The sequence below is a fragment of the Bradyrhizobium sp. USDA 4341 genome, from assembly GCF_054063755.1.
In genome coordinates this window covers 2,880,467-2,906,334 of record NZ_JBSSGO010000002.1, presented here as the reverse complement: position 1 = coordinate 2,906,334, position 25,868 = coordinate 2,880,467, and the positions used below count along the sequence as shown (strand labels likewise).

At 63.3% G+C, this 25,868-nt stretch carries 22 protein-coding genes; 19 read left to right on the top strand and 3 right to left on the bottom strand.

Annotated elements, in window-relative coordinates; genetic code table 11:
- Window positions 1-113: 113 nt before the first annotated feature.
- Window positions 114-1,010 (bottom strand): LysR family transcriptional regulator, encoded by an 897-nt coding sequence (locus ACVIGB_RS19785; RefSeq protein WP_456721387.1) that lies wholly within the window; start codon window positions 1,008-1,010, stop codon window positions 114-116.
- A gap of 110 nt (window positions 1,011-1,120) precedes the next feature.
- Between ACVIGB_RS19785 and ACVIGB_RS19780 the strand changes: the two genes are divergently transcribed.
- The 7 genes from ACVIGB_RS19780 to ACVIGB_RS19750 all read left to right on the top strand — a co-directional run bounded on the left by ACVIGB_RS19780 (window position 1,121) and on the right by ACVIGB_RS19750 (window position 10,098).
- Entirely contained in the window at window positions 1,121-2,740 is a 1,620-nt protein-coding gene (locus ACVIGB_RS19780; protein ID WP_456721388.1) for an FAD-dependent monooxygenase, read from the top strand.
- Between the two features lie 11 nt (window positions 2,741-2,751).
- On the top strand, window positions 2,752-3,540 hold the full coding sequence (locus tag ACVIGB_RS19775) for an alpha/beta fold hydrolase (protein ID WP_456721389.1): 789 nt from the start codon (window positions 2,752-2,754) through the stop codon (window positions 3,538-3,540).
- Between the two features lie 18 nt (window positions 3,541-3,558).
- The gene (locus ACVIGB_RS19770) at window positions 3,559-4,977 is read left to right on the top strand and encodes an MFS transporter (protein WP_456721390.1); all 1,419 of its coding nucleotides are present in this window, start codon (window positions 3,559-3,561) and stop codon (window positions 4,975-4,977) included.
- A gap of 18 nt (window positions 4,978-4,995) precedes the next feature.
- Entirely contained in the window at window positions 4,996-6,186 is a 1,191-nt protein-coding gene (locus tag ACVIGB_RS19765; RefSeq protein WP_456721391.1) for a M24 family metallopeptidase, read from the top strand.
- A gap of 390 nt (window positions 6,187-6,576) precedes the next feature.
- The gene (gene ilvA / locus ACVIGB_RS19760; protein ID WP_456721392.1) at window positions 6,577-8,124 is read left to right on the top strand and encodes a threonine ammonia-lyase, biosynthetic; all 1,548 of its coding nucleotides are present in this window, start codon (window positions 6,577-6,579) and stop codon (window positions 8,122-8,124) included.
- Window positions 8,125-8,244: 120 nt separating this feature from the next.
- The gene (locus ACVIGB_RS19755; RefSeq protein WP_456721393.1) at window positions 8,245-8,973 is read left to right on the top strand and encodes a class II aldolase/adducin family protein; all 729 of its coding nucleotides are present in this window, start codon (window positions 8,245-8,247) and stop codon (window positions 8,971-8,973) included.
- A 153-nt stretch (window positions 8,974-9,126) separates the two neighbouring features.
- The gene (locus tag ACVIGB_RS19750; RefSeq protein ID WP_456725124.1) at window positions 9,127-10,098 is read left to right on the top strand and encodes a TRAP transporter substrate-binding protein; all 972 of its coding nucleotides are present in this window, start codon (window positions 9,127-9,129) and stop codon (window positions 10,096-10,098) included.
- A 75-nt stretch (window positions 10,099-10,173) separates the two neighbouring features.
- Here ACVIGB_RS19750 and ACVIGB_RS19745 read toward each other — a convergent pair whose 3' ends face one another.
- Complete coding sequence (locus ACVIGB_RS19745; protein ID WP_456721394.1) at window positions 10,174-10,959, bottom strand: acetamidase/formamidase family protein; 786 nt, start codon at window positions 10,957-10,959, stop codon at window positions 10,174-10,176.
- Between the two features lie 832 nt (window positions 10,960-11,791).
- Here ACVIGB_RS19745 and ACVIGB_RS19740 point away from each other — a divergent pair.
- From ACVIGB_RS19740 to ACVIGB_RS19705, 8 genes are all read left to right on the top strand, one after another.
- Window positions 11,792-12,712, top strand: a complete 921-nt coding sequence (locus tag ACVIGB_RS19740; protein WP_456725125.1) for a CoA transferase subunit A — start codon at window positions 11,792-11,794, stop codon at window positions 12,710-12,712.
- Window positions 12,705-13,475, top strand: a complete 771-nt coding sequence (locus ACVIGB_RS19735; protein WP_194459395.1) for a CoA-transferase subunit beta — start codon at window positions 12,705-12,707, stop codon at window positions 13,473-13,475. The genes ACVIGB_RS19740 and ACVIGB_RS19735 overlap by 8 nt, the downstream gene beginning before the upstream one ends.
- 27 nt (window positions 13,476-13,502) lie before the next feature.
- A complete protein-coding gene (locus ACVIGB_RS19730; protein WP_050401073.1) occupies window positions 13,503-14,456 on the top strand; it encodes an LLM class flavin-dependent oxidoreductase in 954 nt (317 codons plus the stop codon).
- 37 nt (window positions 14,457-14,493) lie between these two features.
- Window positions 14,494-15,771: an ArgE/DapE family deacylase gene (locus ACVIGB_RS19725; RefSeq protein ID WP_456721395.1), complete on the top strand. Its 1,278-nt coding sequence runs from the start codon at window positions 14,494-14,496 to the stop codon at window positions 15,769-15,771.
- Window positions 15,772-15,924: 153 nt separating this feature from the next.
- Window positions 15,925-18,354: a xanthine dehydrogenase family protein molybdopterin-binding subunit gene (locus ACVIGB_RS19720; protein WP_456725126.1), complete on the top strand. Its 2,430-nt coding sequence runs from the start codon at window positions 15,925-15,927 to the stop codon at window positions 18,352-18,354.
- Window positions 18,351-19,190 (top strand): FAD binding domain-containing protein, encoded by an 840-nt coding sequence (locus ACVIGB_RS19715; RefSeq protein ID WP_456721396.1) that lies wholly within the window; start codon window positions 18,351-18,353, stop codon window positions 19,188-19,190. Before ACVIGB_RS19720 ends, ACVIGB_RS19715 begins: the two co-directional genes overlap by 4 nt.
- The gene (locus tag ACVIGB_RS19710; protein ID WP_456721397.1) at window positions 19,187-20,407 is read left to right on the top strand and encodes a xanthine dehydrogenase family Fe-S subunit; all 1,221 of its coding nucleotides are present in this window, start codon (window positions 19,187-19,189) and stop codon (window positions 20,405-20,407) included. The genes ACVIGB_RS19715 and ACVIGB_RS19710 overlap by 4 nt, the downstream gene beginning before the upstream one ends.
- A gap of 53 nt (window positions 20,408-20,460) precedes the next feature.
- Window positions 20,461-21,219, top strand: coding sequence for a GntR family transcriptional regulator (locus ACVIGB_RS19705; RefSeq protein ID WP_212316333.1), 759 nt, complete (start codon window positions 20,461-20,463; stop codon window positions 21,217-21,219).
- A gap of 36 nt (window positions 21,220-21,255) precedes the next feature.
- On the opposite strand, the gene ACVIGB_RS19700 is transcribed toward ACVIGB_RS19705, so the two are convergent.
- Window positions 21,256-22,443 carry a diaminopropionate ammonia-lyase gene (locus tag ACVIGB_RS19700; RefSeq protein WP_456721398.1) on the bottom strand — a complete coding sequence of 396 codons (1,188 nt, stop codon included), beginning with the start codon at window positions 22,441-22,443 and terminating at the stop codon, window positions 21,256-21,258.
- Window positions 22,444-22,698: 255 nt separating this feature from the next.
- Between ACVIGB_RS19700 and ACVIGB_RS19695 the strand changes: the two genes are divergently transcribed.
- Genes ACVIGB_RS19695 through cofD form a run of 4 tightly spaced genes read left to right on the top strand, consistent with a single transcriptional unit; the run spans window position 22,699 to window position 25,868 of the window.
- Window positions 22,699-23,475 carry a LamB/YcsF family protein gene (locus ACVIGB_RS19695; RefSeq protein ID WP_456721399.1) on the top strand — a complete coding sequence of 259 codons (777 nt, stop codon included), beginning with the start codon at window positions 22,699-22,701 and terminating at the stop codon, window positions 23,473-23,475.
- Between the two features lie 21 nt (window positions 23,476-23,496).
- Window positions 23,497-24,156, top strand: coding sequence for an NADPH-dependent F420 reductase (gene npdG / locus ACVIGB_RS19690; protein WP_456721400.1), 660 nt, complete (start codon window positions 23,497-23,499; stop codon window positions 24,154-24,156).
- 3 nt (window positions 24,157-24,159) lie between these two features.
- The gene (gene cofE, locus ACVIGB_RS19685; protein ID WP_456721401.1) at window positions 24,160-24,933 is read left to right on the top strand and encodes a coenzyme F420-0:L-glutamate ligase; all 774 of its coding nucleotides are present in this window, start codon (window positions 24,160-24,162) and stop codon (window positions 24,931-24,933) included.
- Complete coding sequence (cofD, locus tag ACVIGB_RS19680) at window positions 24,930-25,868, top strand: 2-phospho-L-lactate transferase (RefSeq protein ID WP_456721402.1); 939 nt, start codon at window positions 24,930-24,932, stop codon at window positions 25,866-25,868. Before cofE ends, cofD begins: the two co-directional genes overlap by 4 nt.

The following is a 25,868-nucleotide window of genomic DNA, read 5'->3' as shown; positions in this document are numbered from 1 at the left end:
GAGACGCGGTGGGACAGGTCGGCCGTCTGGAACGGGCGGCGGGATGCAGCGAATGGGGGCCGTGCAGGGCACCAGCGCGGAACGAGCAGATCGTTTGGAGGGGAATGACGCGCTCAGGTCTTGCTCGCCGGCGCGGTCAGGATAATTCCCTCATCGATGAGGGCGCGGCAGATCTTCTTCAAGGTTGCAATCGCTTCACGCGTTGCCCGGCTGACCGGCCGTCCACGCGGCAATGCCAGGACGCGGTCGGCGCGCATCCACGGCAACAGCGCTGCCGATAGCGCACCGGCAGCCACTTCCTGGTGAATGCCGGAAAAGGGCAGCAATGCATAGCCGAGGCCCGCGGCCACCATGCGCTTCATCGGCGTGCTGTTGTCGACCCGTACCGCGCAGAGCATTGTCGATGGGAACGGGTTGCGGCTGAGCGGGCCCACGGCGGATGGCAGGGCGTCGAACTCCTTGCGGGTCAGTTTGCCACGCTTCAGCAGCGGATCGCGCGACGGCCCGATCAGAAACACCTGTTCGACCATCAGCAGTTCATAGTCGAGGTGATCATTGGGGGGCGGCGTCGTCACGATCGCCAGATCGAGCTCACCGCGCAGCAGGCGTTCGGATGCGTTTTCCGTCAAGACTTCACTTAGCTCGAGCCGCACGCGTGGAAATTGCTTCACGAATGTCTGGGCAAGCGGCGGGTAGAGGATATCGCCGAGGCTTGGCGGCGCGCCCATCCGGACCGTACCGCTGGGCTCCCGATTTTCCGTGCGCACCTCGGCCTTGATGTCGTCGATCGTGCCAAGCAGCCAGCGCCCGCGCGCGAGCAGCACCTTGCCGGATTCCGTGACCGAAACACCGCGCGCGCCGCGTTCGAGCAAGGCGCCGCCCAATTCGTCTTCAAGTTCCTTGACGTGGCGGCTGAGCGCCGACTGGGCGACGTTCAGCGTGCTCGCGGCGGCGGCAAAGCCACCACGCTCGGCGACGGCAACGAAATAGCGAATCTGCCGCAGGTCCATGATGGGCACTCCATCTCAATTCGAGATGGATACCATATCAAACATATTCTTGTGAGATACCAAGAAAGGAGCAGTCTCCTTCCCAAGGATCAAACGGAGGAGAGACGAGGATGGGCATCGCCACCGATGAGGCACGCCAGACGTCCGTATTCATCGCCGGCGGCGGGCCGGTCGGCCTTGCGATGTCGCTGCTGCTCGATCGCTTCGGTATCGACTGCGTGGTGGTCGAGAAGAACCCGACGACGACAGATCATCCCAAGTCGCGCGGCTGCTGGGTCCGCACCATGGAGATCTTCCGCCAGTGGGGGATCGAGCAGGCGATCCGGGACCGCGGCCTGCAGGACAACTCCGACATGTTCGTGTTCCTCGACAGCATCGCGGGTCATGAGTTCGGCCGCACCCGTCCCGAGCCGAATGTCGGACATACCCCCGCCTGGAAGAGCCTGGTCGCCCAGGACGCCGTCGAGGAGGAAATTCTGCGCGTGGTCGAGAAGTCAAAACACGCCACGGTCCTGTTCAACACGGCCTGTGAATCGTTCGAGGAGACCAATCGCGGCGTCAGCGTCACGACACGTTGCGAAAAGACCGGCGAAGTGACGCGGTGGACGGCGACTTACCTGATCGCTGCCGATGGGGCCGGCAGCCAGACGCGGCGCAGCGCCGGGATCGACATGGTCGGCCCCTCCACGCTGGCGGTGATGTCGAACGAGTATTGGCGTGCCGATCTGTCGCGATTGCCGATCGCACGCGAGGCCGCCGGCTTCATCATCGTTCCGGACAGACCCGATCTGCCGCGCGCCGGCATCCTGAACACCAATGGCCGGGATCGCTGGCTCACGGTGACGCAAATCGGCCTGACCAAGGACGATCGCGAGCGGCCGTGGACCGACCAGGAGTTCATCGAGATCACGCGCGGCCATGTCGGCATTCCGGACCTCGATGTCACGCTTCTGAATCGCTCGATCTGGCGCGTCAGCATGCAGGTGGCCGAGACCTTTCGAAAGGGCCGGGTGTTTCTGGTCGGCGACTGCGCGCACCGCTTTCCGCCCACCGGCGGCTTCGGTCTGAACTCCGGCGTTCAGGACGCGCACAATCTCGCCTGGAAGCTGGCCTTCGTGTTGAAGGGCCTCGCAGACGAAAAGCTGCTCGACAGCTATTCCAGCGAACGCCGCCCGATCGCGCAATCCAATGCCAATTTCAGCTACGGCAACAGATTGCGATTTGGGCTGACAGACGACGCCGTGCGATCGCGCAATCCGGACCGGATCAGGTTCTGGATCAACGATATGGACAATCATTTGCACAGCATCGGGCAGAACCTCGGACACAATTACGAGGAGGGCGCGGTGATTCCCGACGGCACCGTCGCGAAGGCGCTGAACTCCCGCTACTACACGCCGACGGACCGTCCCGGCGCGCGCTTTCCGCATATGTGGCTGGAGCCTTCGCGCAGGAAATCGACGCTCGACTGGTTCGACAAGGAATTCACCGTCGTCACCGGGCCGCTCGGCAGCGAGTGGCTGGAGGCAGGCAAGCAGGTGTCGGAGAAGACCGGCCTGCCGCTCTCGCTGAAGCAGCTACCGTCAGCCGACCCGGCGGACGGATTCCAGTTGGGCATGCGCGGCGCCGTGCTGGTGCGCCCCGATGGACACGTGGCGTGGCGGATGCCGTGGGTGCCGTCGGATCCGGCGAAGGAATTGGCCGGCGCGCTCTCGACGTTGCTGCATTAGCGGAGGCTCCCATGCAATCGTTCGAATCCAACGGCGTCGTCACGGCGTTTGAGAAAACCGGACGCGGCGAGCCGATCGTGCTGCTGCATGGCGGCGAGGCCGATCATTCGATGTTTGATGGCCTTGCGCCGGCGCTGGCGGCGGATTTCACCGTGATCGCTTATGACCAGCGCGACTCCGGCGCCACCAGAAATCCTCCGTCGTCCTATTCGCTGGCCGACCTGGCTGATGATGCCGCCGCCCTGATCAGGGGGCTCGGCTACGATCGCGCCCATGTCTTCGGGACCTCGCTGGGCGGCCTGATCGCGCAAGTGCTGGCGGCCCGCAATCCCGGCCGCATCGATCGCCTGATCCTGAGTAGCACCTGGAAGGTCAACAGAAGCCCGCTCGACGTCAATGCGGATGTCTTCCGCAAGCTCGCGTCCTATCGCGCGGACACCGCCGGCAACGCGCCGAAGATCGCAGAATACTTCTTCCCGCCGGATTACCTGCGCGCGCGGCCCGAACTGATCGACATCTTCCGTGGCTCCAGCCGCGACGACGGCCAGAAGGCGCGGCGTGGCGCCTTACTCGCGCAGCCCGTCGCCGCCGATCTGATGGGCTTTGATCGCCCGACCTTGCTGCTCGTGGGCGCCGACGACCGGCTGATCCCGAACGCAGAAACATTTGCGCTCGCTCGTGATCTTGCGCGCGTCGAGACAAACACCATCGCGGACGTCGGCCATGTCGCGTCGATCCAGGCCCCCGGGCGGGTGGCGGAGGCGGTGACGGCATTTCTGAGTTCAAAGAAGGCGGCTTGACAACAACAGGGGGAGACCATGGCTGAGCAAGCGAGCGCTGTGCCGTTCGACGAAGCGCCGGTGACGACGCGCTATTGGCTATCGATCATCATCTTCGCCATCTCCGGCGTGGTGGATTTCTTCGATTTCTTTGTGGTCGGGTTCCTGGTGTCGGTGCTGGCGCCGAAATGGCACCTGACGTTTGGGCAAACCTCGATCATGCTGATGAGCGCCGGCATCGGGGCGATGCTGGGGGCGTTCGCCGCGGGCGTCCTCGCCGATCGCTTCGGGCGCAAGCCGCTGGCGGTTGCCGGCGTTCTGCTCTGCGGCCTGACCTCGGGCGCGATCGCGTTCATTCCGGAAGACGGCTGGGTGGCGTTTGCGATCCTGCGCTTCTTCGTCGGCTTCGGCCTTGCCGCTGGCGCGGCGGCGGCAGTTCCTGCCATCGTCGAATTCGCACCGACCCGCCATCGCACGCTGGTCACGAGCCTCGTGGTCGTCCCGGTCGCCTTCGGCGTGCTGTCGGCGTCGGTGACGGCGAGCTTCCTGCTGCCGCTGGTGGGCTGGCGTGGCCTCGCGGCAGTCGGATTCCTGCCGATCGTCCTCGGAATTCTGACCATGATCATCATGCCGGAATCGCCGCGCTGGCTGATCAGCAAGGGCCGTGTGCGCGAGGCGCAGTCGAATATCCGAAAGCTCTATCAGGTCGGCGGCGAGTCATTTGTCCTGCCCACGCTGCCGCCGGCAAACCCGGCGACGTTTGCCGATCTCTTTGCCGAGCAGCGGCGCTTCTGGCTGACAGTCCTGATCTGGTTCGGCGCCAGCACGGCGAATTACGGCGTTTTCCTGTGGGGGCCGACCATCGTGGCGTTGCTGCTTGGCGTCGCGCCCCAGGACGCGGCGAAGATGTTCATCTATGTCAGCCTCGCCGGCGTTGTCGGCCGGACCGGCTTTGCCTTTCTCGCCCATCGGATCGGCCGCAAGCCGTGTGGTCAGTTGATGGGCTATGGCACGGCGGTTTCGTTGGCGCTGGCCGCCTATTTTCACAACGACTTTGCCGGCGCGGTCCCGCTGTTCCTGGTCTTCCTGATCGTCGGCGCCGTGTTCTTCGACGGTGGATTTTCCAACATCGGGCCCTATCCCGCGGAGATCTTTCCGGTCCAGCTTTCGGGGCGCGCGGTCGGCCTTGCTCAACTCTCAAACGGGGTCGGCAAGATCGTCGGACCGCTGTGTCTCGCACTGATCGCCGGCGCGGACAATGTCGTGCATCCCAGCGCGACCGCGTCGGCGGTGATGCCGGCGTTCTGCTTTCTTGCCGGCGCGGGCCTTCTGATCGGGCTCGCCTTTACGTTCCTCGGCGTCGAGCCGCACGGACGCCCGGTGGTTCTGTTTGGTGAAAACGCGGGCGCGAGCGCCGCACCGAAGTCGCTGGCCGCAAAAGCGGCAGCGGGACAGTGAAAGACGGAAGGTCATATCATGGACAATGCGCTCGACATGGTCGCGGCGGCGGCGCCGTTCGATACCGCAAAACTCGATCGGCTGATGGATGAGGCGGGGCTCGACATCCTGATCGTCACCTCGCGTCACAACGTGCAGTACCTGCTCGGCGGATATCGCTTCTTCTTCTTCGACGTTATGGAGGCGATCGGCACCAGCCGCTATCTGCCTGTCTTCGTCTATCAGAAAGGGCACCCTGAAAATTCCAGCTACATCGGCAACCGCATGGAGAAGTTCGAGCATGAGCTGGGACGGATATCGGTGCCGATTGTTAAAGCGAGCGCATGGGGAACGGTCGATGCGATCGGCCTCGCCATTGATCATGTGAGAAAGCTCGGGGGATCCGCCAGGCGCGTCGGCATCGAGGCCGGCTTCCTGCCGGCCGACGCCAGGGATCATCTACTTGCAGGTCTTGGCAACGTCGAGGTCCGCGAGGCTCATTTCACGCTGGAACGGCTTCGTGCCGTCAAGTCACCGGCCGAACTGGACCTCATCAGGGAAGCTTCCGAACGGGTCGTCGATGCGATGATGGCGACGTTCAAGGGCTGTGCACCGGGCATGACCAAGAACGACGTCGTCGCTCGTCTGCGCCGTGAGGAGCAGCAACGTGATCTCGTGTTCGAATATTGCCTGATTGCCGCGGGCAAGAGCCATAACCGCGCGCCGTCGAACCAGCGTCTTGCGGAGGGCGACGTGATCTCGATCGATTCCGGCGGAAACTACCGGGGCTATATCGGCGATCTCAGCCGCATGGGTATTCTGGGCGAGCCCGACAGCGAGCTGTGCGAGTTGCTGCAACAGGTCGAGGACATCCAGCAAGTGGCGCGGCGCACGATCCGGCCGGGCGCCTTGGGGGGCGACATCATTGCGGCGGGCGAGGCTGCCGTCAAAGTCTCCCCGCATCGCGCCGTGCTCGACTTCACCGCACACGGCATCGGGCTTGTCAGTCACGAAGCGCCGCGCCTCACCGCGACCGGCCCGGTACCTTACGCGCCCTATGACGCCGACCGGCCGCTCGAATGCGGGATGGTGATCTCGATCGAAACCGCGCTGCTGCATCCAACGCGCGGTTACATCAAGCTCGAGGACACGCTGCTCGTCTCCGAGGTGGGCTGGGAAGCGCCCGGTGACCATGGCAGGGGGTGGAATTCGTCGCATCTCATGGCGTGAAGTGGTCAACGCCAGGGCGGTATTTTTGGCTGGGTCTCCGATTCAGCTGCGGTGCTGAAGGCGCTTGTCGGTCAATTTCTGAATACTAGAAGTGTATCCCTGAGTTGCCCGACGTGTCAAGTTGCCCGGTCGACGCCGGCCGCCGCCGGCTACTTTGCATGGGGTTGTTTTCGATATTTTGGCCGCGCCCCCTGCGACGGCCCAGATGACTTCATATGCGCTCGACCAGGCGATTGATCCGGCGGTCTTTGCTTCACTCGAGCCTCCGGTCATGCGATGCTTCGAGCTGGATGCAGCGGCCGGCTCCGTGCCGTCTGCTCGCCAGGTCGGCGCCGACGATGGGCAGGTGCAACCGATATGGATTGCCTCCCCATCGACAGAAGCGACCTGATGACCACTGCCGCCAACGCGCTCCGCGACTACGCCCAACGCATCCTGACCGCCCGTGTCTACGACGTGGCGGTCGAGACGCCGCTCGACCCGATGCCGCGGCTCTCGGAGCGCTTGTCGCGCGCCGTCTTGCTGAAGCGGGAGGACTTCCAGCCGATCTTCTCGTTCAAGCTTCGCGGCGCCTACAACAAGATCGTCAGGCTGCCGGACGCGCAGCGAAGACAGGGCGTGATCTGCGCGTCGGCGGGCAATCACGCGCAGGGTGTGGCGCTGGCGGCGCGCAAGCTCGGCATTCCCGCGACGATCGTGATGCCGAGGACGACGCCCGCCATCAAGGTCGAAGCCGTCCGGCGTTTGGGTGGCGACGTTGTGCTGCATGGCGACACGTTCGACGATGCGCAAACCAAGGCCAGGGAGATCGAGGTCGCGCGCGGCCTGACCTTCGTGCATCCGTTCGACGATCCTGACGTGATTGCCGGCCAGGGGACCGTCGGGATGGAAATCCTGCGCCAGCATCCCGATCCGATCGAGGCGATCTTCGTGCCGATCGGCGGGGGTGGGCTGGCGGCCGGCGTCGCCGCCTTCGTGAAATTCCTCAACCCCTCGATCAAGGTCGTCGGGGTGGAGCCGGCAGACGCTGCGTCGATGGCGGCGGCGCTCGCCAAGGGCAACGTCGTCGCGCTGGATCAGGTCGGACTGTTCGCCGACGGCGTCGCGGTCCGCAAGGTCGGAAGTGAGACGTTCCGGCTCTGCCGCGACCTGCTGGACGAGGTCGTCACCGTGGACACCGACGCCATGTGCGCGGCCATCAAGGACATCTTCGATGACGTGCGATCGGTGGCCGAGCCCTCCGGCGCATTGGCGCTCGCCGGCCTCAAGGCCTACGCCGAGCGCGGCGCGCTCAGCGACGGAAGCCTGATTGCCGTCAACAGCGGGGCCAATCTGAATTTCGACCGGCTGCGCACCATTGCCGATCGCGCCGAGGTCGGCGAACACCGGGAGGCGCTGCTTGCGGTTACCGTGCCGGAGAAGCCGGGCAGCTATCGGCACTTCATCCGCATCCTCGGCTCGCGGGCCATCACGGAATTCAACTATCGCTTTGCCGAGACCACCGCGCCGGCGCAGCTCTTTGTCGGTATCGCGCTGAGCCGCGGCGAGGCCGAGAAGCGGGAAGTCATGGAGCTGCTTCGGCGCGAGGGCTATCCGATCCTGGATCTGAGCGAGAACGAGATGGCCAAGGACCATGTGCGCTACATGGTGGGTGGCCGCGCGCCGCTTCTCAAGGACGAGGTGATCTACCGCTTCGAGTTTCCCGAGCGTCCTGGCGCGTTGCTGAAATTCCTCGAGAGCCTGGCGCCCGACTGGAACATTTCGCTGTTCCATTACCGAAATCATGGCGCCGACTACGGACGCATCCTGGCAGGCATCGAGGTCAAGCCTTCCGAGCGCGCCCGGTTCGTTCAGGCGCTCGATGCGCTCGGCTATCCCTATTGGAACGAGAGCGAAAATCCGGCCTATCGGCTGTTTCTCTCCGCCGAGAAGGGATGAAGCGGCGAGGTCCTACGCTGGTCCAGAGTAAAGAGGACGGTTGGCGGTGCAAGACATCGGCGAGCCGCCACGCAATCCGTGCTGAAGAGGCAATTCGTGCTGAAGAGAAAGGCAGTCCGTATGACCCGTGAGGAACGACAATTGCGCGAGGCGATCATTGCCAAGTGCCGATGGATGAATGCGTCGGGTCTCAACCAGGGGACATCAGGCAACATCTCCGCCCGCTACAAGGACAGGATGCTGATCACGCCGTCGGCGACCCCGTATGATTCGATGAAGCCGGAGATGATCGCGTCGATGCCGCTCGAGGGCGACGATGGCGCGTGGGAGGGGCCGTTGCAGCCCTCCACCGAATGGCGCTTCCATCTCGATATCACGCGCGCCCGGCCCGATGTCGGCGCCATCGTCCATACCCACTCGACCTATGCGACCGTGCTCGCGATCGCGCGCAAGCCGATCCCGGCCTGCCACTACATGATGGCGGCATTCGGCGGCACCGACATCCGCTGCGCCGGCTACGCGCGCTACGGCACCAAGGAATTGTCCGATCATGCGATCGCTGCGCTGGAGGGCCGCAATGGCTGCCTGCTCGCCAATCACGGCATGATTGCGCTCGGCGCCAATCTCGACAGGGCGATGTGGCTCGCAGTCGAGCTCGAGACCCTCGCGCGGCAATACTACCTCTCGCTTGCGCTCGACTCGCGGATCATCCTGAGCGACGAGGAGATCGCCGACACCGCGAAGGGGTTCTCGACCTACGGGTTGCAGGCGCCAAAGCCGAGCAAGGCCCGCGCGACGGCAAAGGCGGCACCGCGCCGCGCCGAGAAGCGGCGTAGCAGCAAGCGATGACGGGCACTCGCCGGTCTAGGACGGCATGTTTGACGGCCCCGTCAGCATGGGCAAGACTGATCGAAGTCAAACTGTGCTTGCGGGATATATCCGGTGCTCAATTCGGATTCTGATTTGCCTTGGTCGACCAGTTGGGCCGGTCTGCGCTCTGCCATGGCGGCGCTTCTCATCGCGTCGACGGTCTTCTTCGGCGCACCTGCGTCCGCTCAAGTGGCGTGGCAGATGGCGACGGAATATCCTCGAAGCAATATCTCTGGAGTTGGCTTGGCAAAATTCGCGGAGCTCGTGTCCGCGCAGACGAACGGGTATGTTACGGTCCGCAATGCGTTCGATAACGAGTTGAAGATCAGCTCCGGCGAAATGTTGCGTGCGGCCCAAGAGGGACGGATTGCCGGTGGCGACGCATTCGCGGGGCCGCTCGAAGCGTCCGATCCAGTATTTGGTCTGCCGTCGCTGCCGTTTGTCGTCCAGTCCATCGACGCGGCGCGGTCCATCAACGCGCGAGCGCGGCCACTCTACGAGAAGGCGTTGGCCGCGCAGGGCCTCAAGCTCCTGTACATCACCATTTGGCCGTCCACCGGCCTCTGGAGTGTCCAGCCAATCTCGACGCCGGCGGACCTGCGATCCATTTCCGCGCGGACGTATGACTACAATTCGGCCGAGGTGATGCGCGCGGTCGGTGCAACGGCGGAGTATCTTCCGTTCAACGAGGCAATCGCCAAGGTAAGAAGCCATGAGCTGAATGCCATTCTGACGTCGGGCGACGGCGGGGCCGGCCGAAAGCTCTGGCAGGATCTGACCCATTTCACGGCGATCAACTACGCGATTCCGATCTCGATTGCCTTTGTAAGGACCGATGCCTTTGAAGCGCTCCCGGAATCGGTTCAACGCCAGGTGATTCAGGTGGCTGCCGAGACGGAACAAAGCCAGTTCCAGCTTCTGGCCAATCGCACGGCCGAGAATTATGCGCGCATGCGCGCCAACGGGGTTGAGATCGCAGAACCGGCGCCGGCTCCTGTTCTCGCCGCGCTCAAGCAAGGTGCCTCGGCACCCATCGCAACGTGGAAGGCCAAGGCTCCTCCGGAAGCCGTGGCTATCGTCGAGCGGGCGTTGCAGCAGCAATAGACGGTGGTGTCATCGAGCCGGCGGCGATCAGCCGCCATGGACGATGAGCCGGGGCGCTGTGCGCGTCGTGCAACACTAGTTCGTACGTTGGCTGCGGCCTTGCGGTGCATGCGCATTGACCATCGATGAGCTGTCCGACGCGGATGCGGTCTCGACCCGAGGGGTCGCAAGATGCAGATTGCGGCGAATGTGAAATTCGAACGTGCCGGCGAGCGCCGTTTCGATGGCGGAGAGGTGCGCAGCTCCATCGTCGAGCAACGCATGACCATGACCCGCCGAGAACAGTGCGCCCGTGACGAAAACTGGAAAATAGGCGGTGCATCCGGCGCCGAGATCCCTGTTGTCGATGCGCCCGCTGAAACCGTTCGCTTCGTTCGGCTTGCGGGGGTCCCAGTTCGCCGGCGGCGCGACACCAAAGTTGCCAAAGCACGGCGATAACCTCAGCTCCCGTCCCCAAGGCAGGCGCGCGATATTGCGCGTGCGATCGAGCGGGACATGCCGGCAGCAAAAGTCCAATGAGGTTTCCCGCGCAGCGCTCGTCGGGGCCCTCATGTTCCAACCCCAGTCCGATCGCAGGCGGACATCGAGGACACGAACCTCGAGCACGTCACCTGGTTCGGCGCCCTCGATGTGGATTGGTCCGGTCAATAGCCGCGGTGCGGCTCCGTGGGACGCGGGGATGTCGCTGCAGCCAAGCGGTTCGACCAGGTCGCTCACGAGATCGAACGCTTCATCCGGCTCGGCCGATAGCGTTTCGATCGTCACCCGATCACCGGACGCTATTCTGATGACGGGACTGAGCCGACCATCCCACAGTCCCCAATGAAGATGATCTGGTGTCGAGGTAAGATAATGCTCCACGGTCCATCCTCTCTTGTTGGTTCTTGTTGACGCCTGTGCGCCCGCTGCGTCACCAGGCGGGCCACTTCAACCGGGTGATCGCTGTGGAAGCTGGGCGCTGCACGGCGACGCTTTCGAAAGTGGCGTCGGCTCATAAGCACGATCTGTGCCAAGAGCTGTGAACTGGGCAGGACATCCTATCTATCGGCTTATGGTCCTAATACCCTCCGCTTCGAGCCGACATTTTGAGCTGGTCCGGTCAACCATGCGGCAGGTTCCGTCCGCTCGCGCAGCTGATAGCCGGAACCGTGATAAGGCGGGACCGTCAAGTTGGAAAAGTGCGCGCTGCTCGTCTCACGTGCAGCCGACCGGTCCTCTTCCATCGCGGATCATCTGAGACATGAGCGAGCTCGCGCGTTCGACTCGTGATCTGCGATCACCAAGCGGCACTATGATGCCGTAGCGCTTTTGCAAGCGCTTCGGCCTGTTCGCGTCAAGGAATTGTTCAGCCTTGCCGAGCTGCCTGGTGATTCGGACGTTCTCAACCATCCGGCTGAAGGGCGGCGATGACGCGCCGAGCAATTGTCACCGGACGCAACAGCTCATCTCTCGCGGCAAGGACTCCTGCGGTCCTTCGATGGCCACTTGCTTCGCGATGGCATGTCGCGGCTGCTGTATCCGCCACGATTGGCTGTAGCGAAGATTCTGCTAGACGTATGGGACTAACATTAGTACGATAGGTCCAATTGGCAGGAAGGGCCTGCGGTTCGCTCCTCAGCCGCTGCCGGTTGCCGACAAGGAGGATGTTTTGCCGGATACCCTGGTGGAGCCGTACACGCGGCTCAGAGAGAAGATGGCGCAGCGCGACCGCAGCCTGCGCGAAAAGGTGGTGTCGCTCGAGGAAGCGGCAGGCTTCGTCCAAGATGGCATGAAAGTGGGTATTGGCGGGTCGACCATGTCCCGCACGCCGATGGCGCTGCTTTGGGAGCTGATCCGCCAGCATCGCAAGGATCTTTCGATTTCGCGCTGCATCGTCTCGACGGACGGCGACCTCGTGTTCGGATCCGGCATCGCGAACCACGTCGTCACCAGCTGGTTCGCCCAGGGTATTCTCTGGGGCCTGTCCAAGGTGATGCGGCATCACGTGGAAAACGGCGGCAAGCGCTATGAGGAATGGAGCCACATGGCTGTCGGCATGCGCTTTCGCGCCGGCGGCATGGGCGTTCCGTTCCTGCCGACCCGCGCCATGTTGGGGTCGGATATCGTTGGTCAGCGTCCCGAAGCCAGGCAGATCGATTGTCCGTTCACCGGCGAGAAGCTGCTGCTGGTCCCCGCGCTCAATCCTGACGTCGCGCTGATCCACGTCCAGCGCTGCGACCCCTACGGCAACGCCCAGATCGACGGCCTGCAATTCATGGACATCGATCTCGCGCTCGCCGCCAACAGCGTGATCCTCACGACCGAGCGGATCGTCTCGAACGACCAGATCCGGCGCGCGCCGGACCAGACCAAGATCCCGTTCTTCTGCGTCGATGCCGTGGTCGAGGTTCCCTACGGATCGGCGCCGCACGAGTGCTACGGCCTCTATGAGCCGATGATGCGGCACATGGAAGCCTATGTCGCGCAGGTCAACGGGGATCCCATGAAGGGCATGCAGGAATATCTCGATCGCTATTTTTACAGCCCGAAGTCCTGGAACGAATATCTCTCGCTGATCGGCATGGATGAGGTGTTGGAGGCGACGCAGAAGGGCAGGAGCATCTATAATGACTGAGGCGCAGCGCTACACCGCAAGCGAAATTCTCGCGATCTTGAGCGCGCGCCAGCTGCAGGACGGGCAGGTGGTCTTCGCCGGCATCGGCGTGCCGCTGCTCGCCGCAACCCTGGCCCAGCGCACCCGCTGTCCGGCCCTGACCATTCTGTTCGAAGGCGGCGTTGTCGGCGCCTTCGTCGAGCCGGGCAAATTGCCGCCGTCGACCAATGACCAGCGCTGCACCAAGCGCGCCAACATGGTCCTCGGCAGCGCCGATGTCTTGCTGCTGCTCCAGCGCGGTTACGTCGATGTCGGCTTCATGGGCGGCGCCCAGATCGATCAGTTCGGCAATCTGAACTCGTCGTTCATCGGCGATCCGGCGAAGCCGAAGACGCGCCTGCCGGGTACCGGCGGCGGCAATGATATCTCCAGCCTGACCAACATGATCGTCGCGATGAAGCACGAGAAGCGGCGCTTCGTCGAAAAGGTCGACTTCATCACCAGCCCCGGGTTCATCCGCGGCGGCACCAGCCGGCGCGACTCCGGCTTGCCGAGCGGCGGCATGTGGCGCGTGATTACCGAGCTCGCCGTGTTCGGCTTCGACGACAGGACCCGGCGCATCAAGGTGCTCGCGCTCAATCCCGGCGTCAGCCGCGAAGAAGTGCAGGACAATACCGGCTTCAGGCTCGACTTCGACGAGAAGCTCCACGTCACGTCGCCGCCGACCGACCACGAACTCGAGACGCTGCGGATGCTCGATCCCGACCGTCTCTTCACCGCTTAAAGCTACACCAAGTCCGGAGATCTATCGATGACCACGCTCGCCAACACGTTTGGTATTGCCGCGCGCAACTTCACCGCTTATCCCGAAATGCCCAACGCCCGGGCGCTCGTCGAGTACGGCGTTCGGGTCGAGGAGCTCGGCTACGATTCGGTCTGGGTCTGGGATCACATGCTTCTCGGCGTCGATCCGAACTTCCCGATCATCGACTCCCTGACGACACTGACGGGCATTGCCGCGCGCACGAAGCGGATCAAGATGGGCACCGGCATCCTGGTTCTGCCGCTCCGCAACGCGGTGGCGCTCGCCAAGCAGCTCTCGAGCATGGATCAGCTGTCCGAAGGCCGCCTGATCATGGGCATGGCGTCCGGATGGTACAAGCGCGAGTTCGACGCGCTCGGCATTCCCTTCGAAAAGCGCGGCAAGATCATGGATGAAAATCTTGAGATCATGCGCCGGCTGTGGACCGAAGAGTCGGTTTCGGGCGAGTACATGCGCCACAACATTTCGAAGGCGGTGATGTATCCCAAGCCGGCGCAGCCGCAAATTCCGCTGCTGATCGGCGGATACGCCGATCCCGTGCTGAAGCGCGCCGCTCTGAACGGAGACGGCTGGCTCACCTACTTCTATCGTCCTGCCGACTTCAAGAAGTCCTGGGACAAGATCATCAACTTCGCCAAGGAGGGCGGCAAGGATCCGTCGACTTTGAAGAACGCCTCGCAGCTGCCGATCATGATCGGCAAATCGCGGCAGGCGGTCGAAGCCGACATGATGGACTGGCTCAACAAGGAGTGGGATTTCCCGGCTCACAGCGACTGCAGCCGCGAGAGCGCTATCATGGGCTCGGTCGATGAGTGCGTCGCCCAGCTTCGCGAGCACATCGCGCTGGGCGTCCAGAAGATCATCTTCGTTCCGTACAAGTATCAGGCGGACCAGGTCGAGACCATCGCGCGTGAGATCATCCCGCGCCTGCGCGCCAAGTAACGAAACCGGAAAAACGCTCAACACAGGCGACAAGCAGATGACTGACCCCGTACGCAAGAAGATCCTCGACAAGGTCGACGCTTCGAAAGATCACGCGATCAAGTTTCTCCAGGATATGGTCGCGATCCCGAGCGTGACCGGCGACGAAGCCGCGATCCAGAAGCACATGCACGGCTACCTGACCGAGGTCGGTCTCGAGGTCGACATGTGGGAGACCAATTGGGACGAGCTGAAGAAGCATCCCGGTTATCGCCCGGTCGACCGCGGTTATGAGAATCGCCCCAACATCGTTGCGACCCTGAAGGGCACCGGCGGCGGCCGCTCGCTGCTTCTCAACGGTCACACCGACGTGATCCCCGTCGGCAACGGCGAGGGATGGAGCGACAATCCGTGGTCCGCTTCGATCAAGAACGGGCGCATCTATGGCCGCGGTTCGTGCGACATGAAGAGCGGCGTTGCCAGCCACGTGCTCGCGGTCCAGTACTTGAAGGAGCTTGGGCTCACTCCGAAGGGCGATGTCATGATCAACATCGTCATCGACGAGGAAGTCAGCGGACACGGCACGCTCGACACCGTCATCCGCGGCTACAAGGCGGACGCCGGCATTTCCGGCGAGACCAGCGACCTCTTCGTGCAGCCGGCTTGCATCGGGCGTATCTGGTTCCAGATCGACATCGAAGGCAAGCCCGCCGGTATCCAGCAGCGCTACCTTGGCATCAGCGCCATTGAGCTCGGCAACAAGATCGTGAAGGCCGTGCAGGAGCTGGAAGACGAGCGCGTTGCAAACGTCAAGCACGCGCTCTACCCGAGCGCCATCGACTCCTTGCCCTGCATCATCGGCAGCTTCCAGGCCGGCAATTATCCGAGCGCCTTCCCGGCGAGCGCCGTTCTGAAGGGATCGATCGGCACGGTTCCGAGCGAGGACCATGAGGGCGTCAAGCAGAGCCTCGTCAAGAAGATCGCCGAAGTTGCGGCTCAGGATCCCTGGATGAAGGACCATCCTCCCGTGGTGAAGTTCGTCGGCTACGACGCCGAGGCCTCGGAGATTCCGGTCCAGCATCCGATCGTGCAGACCGTCTGCGACGTCTATACGGAAGTGACCGGCAAGAAGCCGACGATCTCGGGGCGGCAGGGCGCGGCGGATACGCGGTTCTTGAACAAGTACGCGAATACACCGACCGTGATCTTTGGACCCGGTTCGACGGCGGTCATGCATGCGAACGACGAGTATGTGTCGATCGATGATTATCTGACGGCCATCAAGGTCATGGCGCTCAGCATCCACGACTGGTGCAACTCCGCCCCAACCAAGTAATCGAGGGCCGGATCGATCGGGAAGGGGCCCATGGTTTGGGCCCCTTTTTTTGGCGGCGTCGGTGGTGCGAACTCGCTATTGTCGCACGCGGGAGGGTTCTCGAGACTCGACGCTCAATCTTGGTGATGCTATCGTTGCGATAATAGAATGAATATGGTGTTCGAGCCGTCGATCGCTCCGGACACGGACGACAAGAGGGGAGACGGAGTGGCAAAGCAAGGCGTTGGAGCTTCCGTTCCCCGAAAGGAAGATGATCGCTTTCTCCGTGGACGAGGCGAATATGTCGGCGATATTCGCTTGCCCGGCATGCGCGACGTTGCGTTCGTCCGTAGTCCGCTTGCACATGCGCGGATCAAGGACATCCGTATCCCGCCGCATCTCCGCGGCAGCGTGTTCATTGCGTCGGATATCGCGGCCGATACGCGTCCCATTCGCGCTGTGTCCGGACTGCCGGGCTTCAAGCCTTCCGATCAGCCGATCCTCGCGTTCGAGAAGGTCCGTCAGGTCGGCGAATTGATCGCAATGTGCGTCGCCGATACCCGCGCGGAAGCCGAGGACATTGCGGCTGCGGTCGAAGTTGATTTCGAGGAATTGCCGGCCGTGCATGACATGCTGCTGGCGCGCCGTCCGGGCTCGGCCCTGGTGCACGAAGAGTGGGGCGACAATGTCTTCCTCGAGACGTTTGTCGACATCAACATGGAAGCGGCCTACGACGCTCCGATCAAGATCACGCGCGAGATATCGACCGCGCGACAGAGCATGGCGCCGATGGAAGGCCGCGGCACGGTTGCCGTCTGGCACAAGCGGATGGACCAGCTCGTCCTCTACACCGGCAATCAGCAACCGCACATCGTGCGCAACGGCCTGTCGGAATGCCTCAATCTCGAGCAGCTGAAGATCCGCATCGTCTCGCCCGATGTCGGCGGCGGCTTCGGCTACAAGGGTATCGTGCTGACGGAGGATGTTTGTCTTGGTTGGCTCGCCATGCGCTGCGGCTATCCCGTGCGTTGGATCGAGGATCGTCGCGAGCATTTGACGGCGGGCGCGAATTGCCGCGAGCATCATTACAACATCACCGTCTATGCCGATCGCGATGGCAAATTGCGCGGTGTCGAGTGCGAGGCCTCGGTCGATTCCGGCGCCTATTCGTCGTATCCGTTCTCGGCATGCCTGGAGGCTGCGCAGATCGCCAGCATCCTGCCCGGGCCGTATGACTTCCCATCCTATCGCTGCCGCACCTGGTCGGTGTCCACTAACAAGTGCCCGATCCTGCCTTACCGCGGCGTTGCCCGCACCGGCGTTTGCTACGCGATCGAACTGATGATGGACGCCATCGCACACGAATGCGGTCTCGAGCCCTACGAGGTGAGGCTCAAGAATTTGGTGCGGCCGGAGCAGATGCCGTTCGACAACATCACCAAGAAGCATTTTGACAGCGGGAATTATCCGGAATCGCTGCGGCAGGCTCTGGCAAAGATCGATTTGGCGGGCCTCCGCGCACGCCAGAAGAAGGGCGAGCCGGACGGCCGGTTGATCGGGGTCGGGCTATCAGTCTATTGCGAGCAGGGCGCGCACGGCACGTCGGTCTACGCAGGCTGGGGCATCCCGATGGTTCCGGGACACGAACAGGCGACCGCGCGGATGACCCCCGACGGTGGCCTCGAGCTGCGCATCGGCGCGCATTCGCATGGTCAGGGCATGGAGACCACGCTTCCGCAGGTCGCGCACGAGATCCTTGGCATCGACATCGCGCGCATCAAGCTGGTTCACGGCGACACCGAGTACACGCCTTACTCGACGGGCAGCTGGGGATCGCGCTGCGCGGTGATGTCCGGCGGCGCCGTTGCGACGGCGTCGCGCGAACTCGCGAAGCTCATCATGGGGATTGGCGCGCATCTGCTGCAGACTGAAGTCGAGAACGTCAGGCTCGAGAACGGCGCGGTCGTTGGTCCGTCCAACAGCGTGAAGATCGATGAAATTGCGCACACCTGGTACCGCAGGCCGCAGGATCTGCCGGCAACTGTCGATCCGAGGGGCCTTGAGGTCACCATCGGCTACAAGCCGGCGCGTGATTCCGGCACGTTCAGCTACGCGACCCATATCGCGGTGGTCGCGGTTGATCCGGAGTTGGGCGATATCGAGCTGATCGACTACGTGGTCGTCGAAGACGGTGGCCAGCTGATCAACCCCATGGTTGTCGACGGGCAAATCTATGGCGGGCTGGCGCAAGGCATCGGCACCGCAATGTATGAAGAAATGAACTTTGATACGTCGGGGCAGCCGCTCGCATCGACCTTTGCCGACTATCTGTTGCCGGGCCCGACCGAGGTGCCGGCGCCCAAGCTTGGCCACATGGAGACGTTGGCGCCATATACGGAATTCGGTGTCAAAGGCATCGGCGAGGGCGGTGCCATTGCGCCTCCCGGCGCAATCGGCAATGCGGTCAATGACGCATTGCGGCCTCTTGGAGCCCAGGTCTTGCACACACCAATGACGCCACGACGTGTCCTCGAGGCCATTCGGGCGGCAGCCGAGAGCCGCAAGGCGAAGGCGCCCGAACTTGCGGAAGGGTTGCCGGCGTGAAACCTGTCAATTTCGACTATGCGCGCCCCGATGCGGTCGATGCGGTGATCAGGCTCATCGCCGACGATAGCAGAACCGTCAAGATGATGGCCGGGAGCCAGTCGCTCGGGCCGATGTTGAACCTCAGGCTCGTGCAGCCCGATCTGATCGTCGACCTCACTGGAATCGAAGAGCTCCGCTGTTTCAGTAACGGCGCGGACGAAATCTCGATCGGGGCTTGCGTCACGCATGCCGATATCGAGGACCTCCGCGTCACCGACGTCACGCGCGGTGCGCTGCCGACGGTGGCCAATGGCATTGCATATCGCGCGGTGCGCAATCGCGGCACCATCGGCGGAAGCTTGACGCATGCCGATCCGTCCGCCGACTGGCACTCGATCCTCGCCGCAGTTGGGGCAAAAGTCGTGCTGCGCGGCCCGGCTGGAGAGCGGACCGTGGCCGTTGAAGACTACATGGTCGGCGCGCTTGAGGCCGACCTGCAGCCTGGCGAAGTTCTCGTTCGCGTCGTGGTGCCGCGACTGAGCAAATCGGCGCGCTGGGGCTATTACAAGAGCTGCCGCAAGACGGGCGAATTTGCCCACGCGATCGGCGCCTTCATGACCGACCCCGATCGCGGCATCAGCCGTGCGGTGATCGGCGCGACGGAGAGCCGTCCGATCGTCATTGCCAAGGCAGGCAATGTGATCGGCGACGGCCGCGCGCCGCGTCTGAGCGACAATTTCGACGGCGGGGCCGTCGACGAGATTCTGGAGAAGGCAGGGATGGTCGATCCCCTGGACAAGCAAACCCATGTCGCTGCGCTGCGCCGCGCGATCGAGCAGGCGCGGCCGCAATGAGCACCTGCAACCTCAACGTCAACGGGAGCGCCGTCAGCGCGGAGATCCAGCCGCGGATGCATCTTGCGGACTTTCTCCGCGAGAAGCTCAATCTGACCGGCACCCATCTGGGCTGCGAGCACGGCGTCTGCGGCGCGTGCACATTGCTTGTCGATGGTGTGCCCACGCGCTCCTGCATCACCTTCGCGCTGGCCTGCCAGCAGGCCGACGTCACGACGATCGAGGGGCTCGACGACGACGAGATCACGCGCGAGCTGCGCGCGGCCTTCACACGGGAACACGGCCTGCAATGCGGCTACTGCACGCCGGGGATGGTTGTGTCGGCGCGCGATGTCGTGCTGCGCATGCAGGACCCCAGCGAGCGCGATATTCGCGTGGCCATGAGCGGAAACCTTTGTCGCTGCACCGGCTATGTCGGCATCGTCCGTGCCATCCAGGGTGTGATCGCAGACCGCAGGGGGCGAGGGATCGCGGCGATTCCAAACGGAAACCGGACGCGTCTTGGGCCTTCGGGCTCCGGCAATGCGACCGCGGTGACCGCGGCCTCCGTTCGGCCCAAGGCAAACGCCGCACCAACGGCGAAGAAGGCGGAAGCTCCGGCAGCGGCGGCGGCCTCGCTCAGGGATACGAGCTGGAAGCCGCAAACGACGTTCACGCAGAGTTTCACAGTCGGGCATCCGGTCGATGACGTCTGGAATTTCTTCTCCGACATCGGCGCGGTTGCCGCCTGCCTGCCGGGCGCATCGCTGGCCGAAGAGCCGGTCGACGGTCACGTCGACGGCCAGATCAAGATCAAGGTCGGCCCGATCTCTGCCGAATTTCAAGGCATCGCCGATGTGACGCGCGATGATGCAAGCCGCACGGGCACGATCGTCGGTGCAGGCAAGGACAAGCGCAGTAACTCGTCAACCCGCGGCCTGATCGGCTATGCCGTCAAGCCGGGTGACGTGGAGAACCAAACCAAGGTCGATCTCAGCATTGGCTTCACTTTGACCGGGGCCCTGGCGCAGTTCAGCCGCTCTGGCTTGATCCAGGACGTAGCCGGACGAATCATCGCTGTATTTGTCCAGAACCTCGAGACGCGGCTCTCCCATCGATCGGGTGGAGGCGAGGGTGAGCCGGCTATGGTCAGGGAATTCGACGCCGGCGCGCTCATGCGATCGATGGCGTTGGATTATGTGAGACGAGCGCTTCGATGGCTCTTGCGACGATCCTAGTTGTTCGGCGATAAAAACTCGCCTTTGGCGATGAAATGGACTATCTTACTATCATGAATAAGGTAGTCCCAAATTACGAGCGCAGCCGGGTCCCCCTCTACGTGCAGGTTGCATCGGTCATGCGCCAACGGGTCGAGTCCGGGCGATGGCAAGAGGGCGACAAGATCTCGACCATCGAGGAGCTCGAAACCGAATTCGGCGTCGCGCGCGTTACGATCCGGCAGGCGATCGAGATGTTGCGGAACGAGGGTCTCCTCGACGCGCAGCAGGGACGCGGGACGTTCGTGTCCGGAAGACCCAAGAATCGTCACTGGCTGAACCTGGCCAATGATTTCGAGTCGATGGTCGATTCCGTCAGGAACAACGTCCTCAAGCGCGTCTATGTCGAGGAAAATGCGGATCCGCCCCGGCTCGCCGCGCATGAAGGTCGGCCCGCCGCCAGCTACGCGTTTCTCAGAAGCGTGCAATACAACGAGGACGAGCCGTTTTCGGTCGTCAACCTCCATCTGGCACGCAACCTCTACCTCAAGGACCGCAAGCGCTTCACCCACACGGCCGCGCTGACGAAGATCATGGAGATGGACGACATAACGCTCGCCCATGCTCATCAGGTTGTGACGATCGGCGTGGCCGATCCCGAAACGGCTGAACTGCTCAAGATCGGCCTCGGCGAACCAACCGCCGATTGTCGCCTGGTGCTGGTCGACAGCAACGACATCGCCGTCTACGTCGCCAACATCCACTATCATCGCAGTTGCTTCGCGCTCCGTTCCGACCTTCTCGAAAAATCGAAGAAGCGAACGAAGGCCTGACGAAGGAGCGGGCGCAAGGCCCGCTCCGGATCCTCGCTAGGCGAGGATGCTGGCCGGCGAAGCACCCACGATTTCCGTGTAGCGCTTCTGGTCGGTCGCACCTTCGGTGTTGATCAGCAGGACGCGCGACGCCTGGTTCAAGCCCAGCGATTCACGCGCGGCGCTGCTCTTGGCGGCGCGCCAAAGGCCGGCCAATCCAGCTGCGCCACTTTCGCCGGCCACAATGGCTGGATCATCGCCCGTCGGATGCGCGAGGCGGCGCATCGCTGCCGCGGCACCTTCTTCGCCGACCATCATGAACGCGTCCGCTTTCCGCGACAGGATGCGCCAGGCAACCAGAGAAGGCTCGTAGCATTCGAGCATGGCCATGATCGTCGGCTCGCCATGGGCGATCTTGATCGGCGCGCCCGCGATGGCGCTTTGATAGAGGCACGCAGCCCGTTCGGGTTCGACGACCACGAATGTCGGCCGGCTCTTGCCAAAGACGACATCAAAGTAACCCGCGACCGCGGCCGCGAGGCCGCCGACGCCGGCCTGGATGAAGACGTGGGTGGGCGCCGCCGGCTGCTGCCGGAGGATCTCGTTCAGCATCGCCGTATAACCCTGCATGACCAGTCCGGGGATGCGCTCGTAGCCGGGCCAGGACGTATCCGAGACGACGATCCAATGATTGTCCTGGCAGACCTTGTCGGCGACCGCGACGGAGTCGTCGTAAGTGCCGGGCACCCGCACGATTTCCGCGCCGAAGCGGGCAATTGCCTGCACGCGCTCATCCGTGACCCCTGAATGCACGAAGATGACCGCCTTGGCTCCGACCATCTGCGCGCCGGCCGCGACCGATCGCCCATGATTTCCGTCGGTGGCGCAGCCGACCGTCAGGCTGCGCGCGATCTCGCGTATCGCTGGCGTCCCGATCTCGCTGATATCCACCGCGCGGCCCAGCTTGTTGCCGGCATGCTCCAGCAGTAGCCTGACGACGGCGTAGGATCCGCCCAGAGCCTTGAAGCTGCCGAGGCCGAGCCGATGCGATTCGTCCTTGATATGGATGGACTTCACCTCGAATTCGCGGGCGAGCGCCGGCAGCGATCGCAGCGGCGTTTCCGCGTGGTTCGGTCGGAAGGCGAGAAAGCGCTCGACTTCGCTCGCCTCTTCACGCGCCAGCGTGGCGGCATCCGCCGGGTCAAGCGGTTGGTCGTGAGATGAACTTGTATTCGACAGGAACATTCGAACCGGCCTTCGCGATGAGTTGTTTGGTGGGAGCTGCCGCCGCTGATTGGACGTGTCGTCATCGGGTAGCGTAGCTTGCCAGGGTTGGGGATACATACTATCATTGGGATGATGGTTCAATACGGATCTCGTGAAGCGGCTGCCCGCTGTCGTCGCTCCAAAGCGATTTTCGGAAAAACGGGAAAAATTGTTTGCAAAAGGGATTGTCTTGCTAATGATAGGACATTATAGCTCAAGCAGACGAGGTGACGGATGACCATATCGATCAACTTGAACGCCGACATGGCCGAAGGGTTCGGCGCCTACGACGTCGGTGACGATGCCGGAATCCTCAAGATCATCGGATCGGCCAATATCGCCTGCGGCTTCCACGCCGGTGACCCGCGGGTGATGCGCAACGTCGTGCGCGAAGCCAAGCGCCTCGGCGTCACGATCGGTGCTCATCCCGGTTTCAACGATCTCTGGGGTTTCGGACGTCGGCGCATCGATATGCGCCCCGATGACCTCGAATACATAGTCGCCTACCAGATTGGCGCGCTGCAGGCGATGGCGGCCTACGAAGGCGAGCGGGTCACCCACCTCAAGCCGCACGGCGCGCTCAACAACATGGCCGCCGAAGATGCCGAATACGCGCTGGCCATCGGCCGCGCCATCAAGGCCGTCGATCCTCGCATCATCTATGTGGCTCTCGCGGGGTCCGAGATGGAGAAGGCCGGCCGCAAGCTCGGGCTGCCCGTCGCAATCGAAGGCTTCTGCGATCGCCAGTACGATGACGACGGCAATCTGACATCGCGCAAGATCGCGGGCTCGGTCATCACGGATGCGGCGGTCGCCACCCGGCAGGTGCTCGACATGGTGTTGAACAACACCATCACCTCTCGCAACGGCAAGAAGATCAAATGCAAGGTCCACTCGCTGTGCGTCCATGGCGACGAGCCCACAGGTGTCGCCACGGCCCGTGCGGTGCGGGAGGGCCTCGAGAAGGCCGGCGTCAAGCTCGTGCCGCTCACCGAAATGTCCCTCGACTAATTCTGGAAAGGCCACCGAGACATGAACACGAAACCGACGATTGCCATCCTTGGAGGAACCGGTGACTTGGGATCCGGCCTCGCGAAATGCTGGCTTGCGGCCGGTTACAAAGTCATTCTCGGTTCACGCTCCGCGGAGAAGGCCAAGAGCGCGGCCCAGACCATGACCGGCGACGTCGCGGGCGACGACAATTCCGCCGCCGCCCGGGCTGCCGACATCGTGGTCGTTGCCGTGCCGTTCGCGAGCCATGACGCGGCGCTGAACGAAGTCAAGGACGTGGTTCAGGGCAAGATCGTCGTGGATGCCGCAGTCCCACTGGTGCCGCCGAAAGTGTCCGTGGTCCAGCTTCCGTCCGCCGGCTCGGCCGCGCAGATCGCGCAGCAGTTGCTGGGACCCGGCGTGCGGGTCGTCTCCGCCTTCCACAATGTGGGCGCGACCAAGCTGCACCAGGGCAGCCGGGCGGATTGCGACGTTCTGGTCTTTGGCGACGACAAGGCGGCGCGCGACGTCGTAATCGGTCTCGCGAATGAAGTCGCATCCGCCGGCATCGACGGCGGCGTGCTGGCGAACTCGGCGGCGGCCGAGGCGCTCACATCCGTGCTGATCGGGATCAATCGGCGCTACAAGGTGCCCGGCGCCGGTATCCGCATCACCGGCCTGCCCGCAAGCCCGGGTACCTGATCCATGCCTGTAGGGACGCGAGTCGAATACATCGCCCTGCAGGACATTCGGCGCGTCGAGCCGGGCGAGAATCTTGCCGCGCTCATCAGGCAAGGCCTGGCCGGGATGTCGCTCGAGCTGCAGCGGGGCGACATCCTCGTCATTGCGCAGAAAATCGTCTCAAAATCGGAAGGGCGCTACGTTCGGCTGAGCGACGTCGAGCCGTCCCCGGAGGCGCTCGAACTTGCGGCGACGGTCGGCAAGGATCCGCGCTTCCTTGAGGTTGTGCTGCGCGAATCCACCGAAGTCGTCAAGACGCGGCCGAACGTCGTCATCGCCGCGCACCGGCTCGGCTTCGTCATGGCCAACGCCGGCATCGATCAATCGAACATCGAGCACCGTGAAGACGAAGAGCGCGTCCTGCTCCTGCCCAAAGATCCCGACGGATCCGCGCAGAAGCTGAAGGTCGCGCTGGACGCAGCCGGCGACCTCAATCTTGGAATCATCATCAACGACAGTTTTGGCCGCCCCTGGCGCAATGGTGTCGTCGGCGTGGCGATCGGCGCTGCCGGCATTCCCTCGCTGTTGAGCCAAATCGGCGTCCCCGACATGTTCGGCCGGGCGATGCGCGTCACTGAAATCGCCATCGCCGATGAGATCGCCGGCGCCGCTTCACTCCTGATGGGGCAGGCGGGCGAGGGGGTGCCGATCATCCTCGTCCGTGGCCTCACGCTTGATGGACCGGTTTCACCCGCGGCTGCGCTCGCGCGGCCCAAGAGCCAGGACATGTTCCGATGAGTGGCGGTGACCTCAACGTTGTTGCGCTTTGCGGCGGAGTCGGGGGCGCCAAGCTTGCCTATGGCCTCAATCGCCTGCTGGGCGCCACGCTCGCCGTCATCGTCAACACAGGCGACGACTTCGAGCATCTCGGTCTCACGATCTCGCCGGACATCGACACGGTCGTCTATACGCTGGGCGAGCTTGCCGACGAAGAGCGTGGCTGGGGGCGAGCCGGCGAAAGCTGGAATTTCATGGAGGCGCTCGGCGGCCTGAACGGCGAGACATGGTTTCGTTTGGGAGACCGCGATCTTGCCATGCACGTCCTGCGCTCGCGCGCGCTGAGCGCCGGCGTGACCTTGACCGATTTCACCGGCAGGATTGCATCGCATCTCGGCATTGAGGCGAGCATCCTGCCGATGACGGACGATCCGTTTGCGACGATCGTCGTGACGACCGATCAGAAGCTCGCGTTTCAACGCTATTTCGTCGAGCTGCAGGCGCGGCCCGAGGTCAAGAAGATCGAATACCAGAGCCCCAGTGATGGAACGGCCACCAGCGCCGCATTGCGGGCCATCGGCGCCGCCGATGCCGTCATTGTCTGTCCGTCGAACCCGTATCTCAGCATCGATCCGATCCTGGCTGTACCCGGTATCCGGGCGGCCCTGGATGCGACCAAGGCTCCCATCGTGGCAATCTCGCCGCTGGTCGGCGGCCGAGCTATCAAGGGGCCGACCGCAAAGATCATGAACGAGCTTGGCGTCGCGACAAATTGCATCTCGATCGTGAGGCACTATGGCTTCCTCGATGGTCTGGTGATGGATCGCGAAGACCAGGCCGACGCCGATGCGGTCGGCATTCCCGTGCATGTGACGAACACGATCATGCGCTCGAAGGATGAGCGTGTTCAGTTGGCACGCGAGTGTCTCCGATTTCTTGGTCGACTAAAAAGCTGA

Excerpts from the sequence above, each read along its gene's own strand:
- ACVIGB_RS19785 (WP_456721387.1), bottom strand. The coding sequence starts at position 1,010 with ATGGACCTGCGGCAGATTCGCTATTTCGTTGCCGTCGCCGAGCGTGGT.
- ACVIGB_RS19780 (WP_456721388.1), top strand. The coding sequence starts at position 1,121 with ATGGGCATCGCCACCGATGAGGCACGCCAGACGTCCGTATTCATCGCC.
- ACVIGB_RS19775 (WP_456721389.1), top strand. The coding sequence starts at position 2,752 with ATGCAATCGTTCGAATCCAACGGCGTCGTCACGGCGTTTGAGAAAACC.
- ACVIGB_RS19770 (WP_456721390.1), top strand. The coding sequence starts at position 3,559 with ATGGCTGAGCAAGCGAGCGCTGTGCCGTTCGACGAAGCGCCGGTGACG.
- ACVIGB_RS19765 (WP_456721391.1), top strand. The coding sequence starts at position 4,996 with ATGGACAATGCGCTCGACATGGTCGCGGCGGCGGCGCCGTTCGATACC.
- ilvA (WP_456721392.1), top strand. The coding sequence starts at position 6,577 with ATGACCACTGCCGCCAACGCGCTCCGCGACTACGCCCAACGCATCCTG.
- ACVIGB_RS19755 (WP_456721393.1), top strand. The coding sequence starts at position 8,245 with ATGACCCGTGAGGAACGACAATTGCGCGAGGCGATCATTGCCAAGTGC.
- ACVIGB_RS19750 (WP_456725124.1), top strand. The coding sequence starts at position 9,127 with ATGGCGGCGCTTCTCATCGCGTCGACGGTCTTCTTCGGCGCACCTGCG.
- ACVIGB_RS19740 (WP_456725125.1), top strand. The coding sequence starts at position 11,792 with ATGGCGCAGCGCGACCGCAGCCTGCGCGAAAAGGTGGTGTCGCTCGAG.
- ACVIGB_RS19735 (WP_194459395.1), top strand. The coding sequence starts at position 12,705 with ATGACTGAGGCGCAGCGCTACACCGCAAGCGAAATTCTCGCGATCTTG.
- ACVIGB_RS19730 (WP_050401073.1), top strand. The coding sequence starts at position 13,503 with ATGACCACGCTCGCCAACACGTTTGGTATTGCCGCGCGCAACTTCACC.
- ACVIGB_RS19725 (WP_456721395.1), top strand. The coding sequence starts at position 14,494 with ATGACTGACCCCGTACGCAAGAAGATCCTCGACAAGGTCGACGCTTCG.
- ACVIGB_RS19720 (WP_456725126.1), top strand. The coding sequence starts at position 15,925 with ATGGTGTTCGAGCCGTCGATCGCTCCGGACACGGACGACAAGAGGGGA.
- ACVIGB_RS19710 (WP_456721397.1), top strand. The coding sequence starts at position 19,187 with ATGAGCACCTGCAACCTCAACGTCAACGGGAGCGCCGTCAGCGCGGAG.
- ACVIGB_RS19705 (WP_212316333.1), top strand. The coding sequence starts at position 20,461 with ATGAATAAGGTAGTCCCAAATTACGAGCGCAGCCGGGTCCCCCTCTAC.
- ACVIGB_RS19700 (WP_456721398.1), bottom strand. The coding sequence starts at position 22,443 with ATGTTCCTGTCGAATACAAGTTCATCTCACGACCAACCGCTTGACCCG.
- ACVIGB_RS19695 (WP_456721399.1), top strand. The coding sequence starts at position 22,699 with ATGACCATATCGATCAACTTGAACGCCGACATGGCCGAAGGGTTCGGC.
- npdG (WP_456721400.1), top strand. The coding sequence starts at position 23,497 with ATGAACACGAAACCGACGATTGCCATCCTTGGAGGAACCGGTGACTTG.
- cofE (WP_456721401.1), top strand. The coding sequence starts at position 24,160 with ATGCCTGTAGGGACGCGAGTCGAATACATCGCCCTGCAGGACATTCGG.
- cofD (WP_456721402.1), top strand. The coding sequence starts at position 24,930 with ATGAGTGGCGGTGACCTCAACGTTGTTGCGCTTTGCGGCGGAGTCGGG.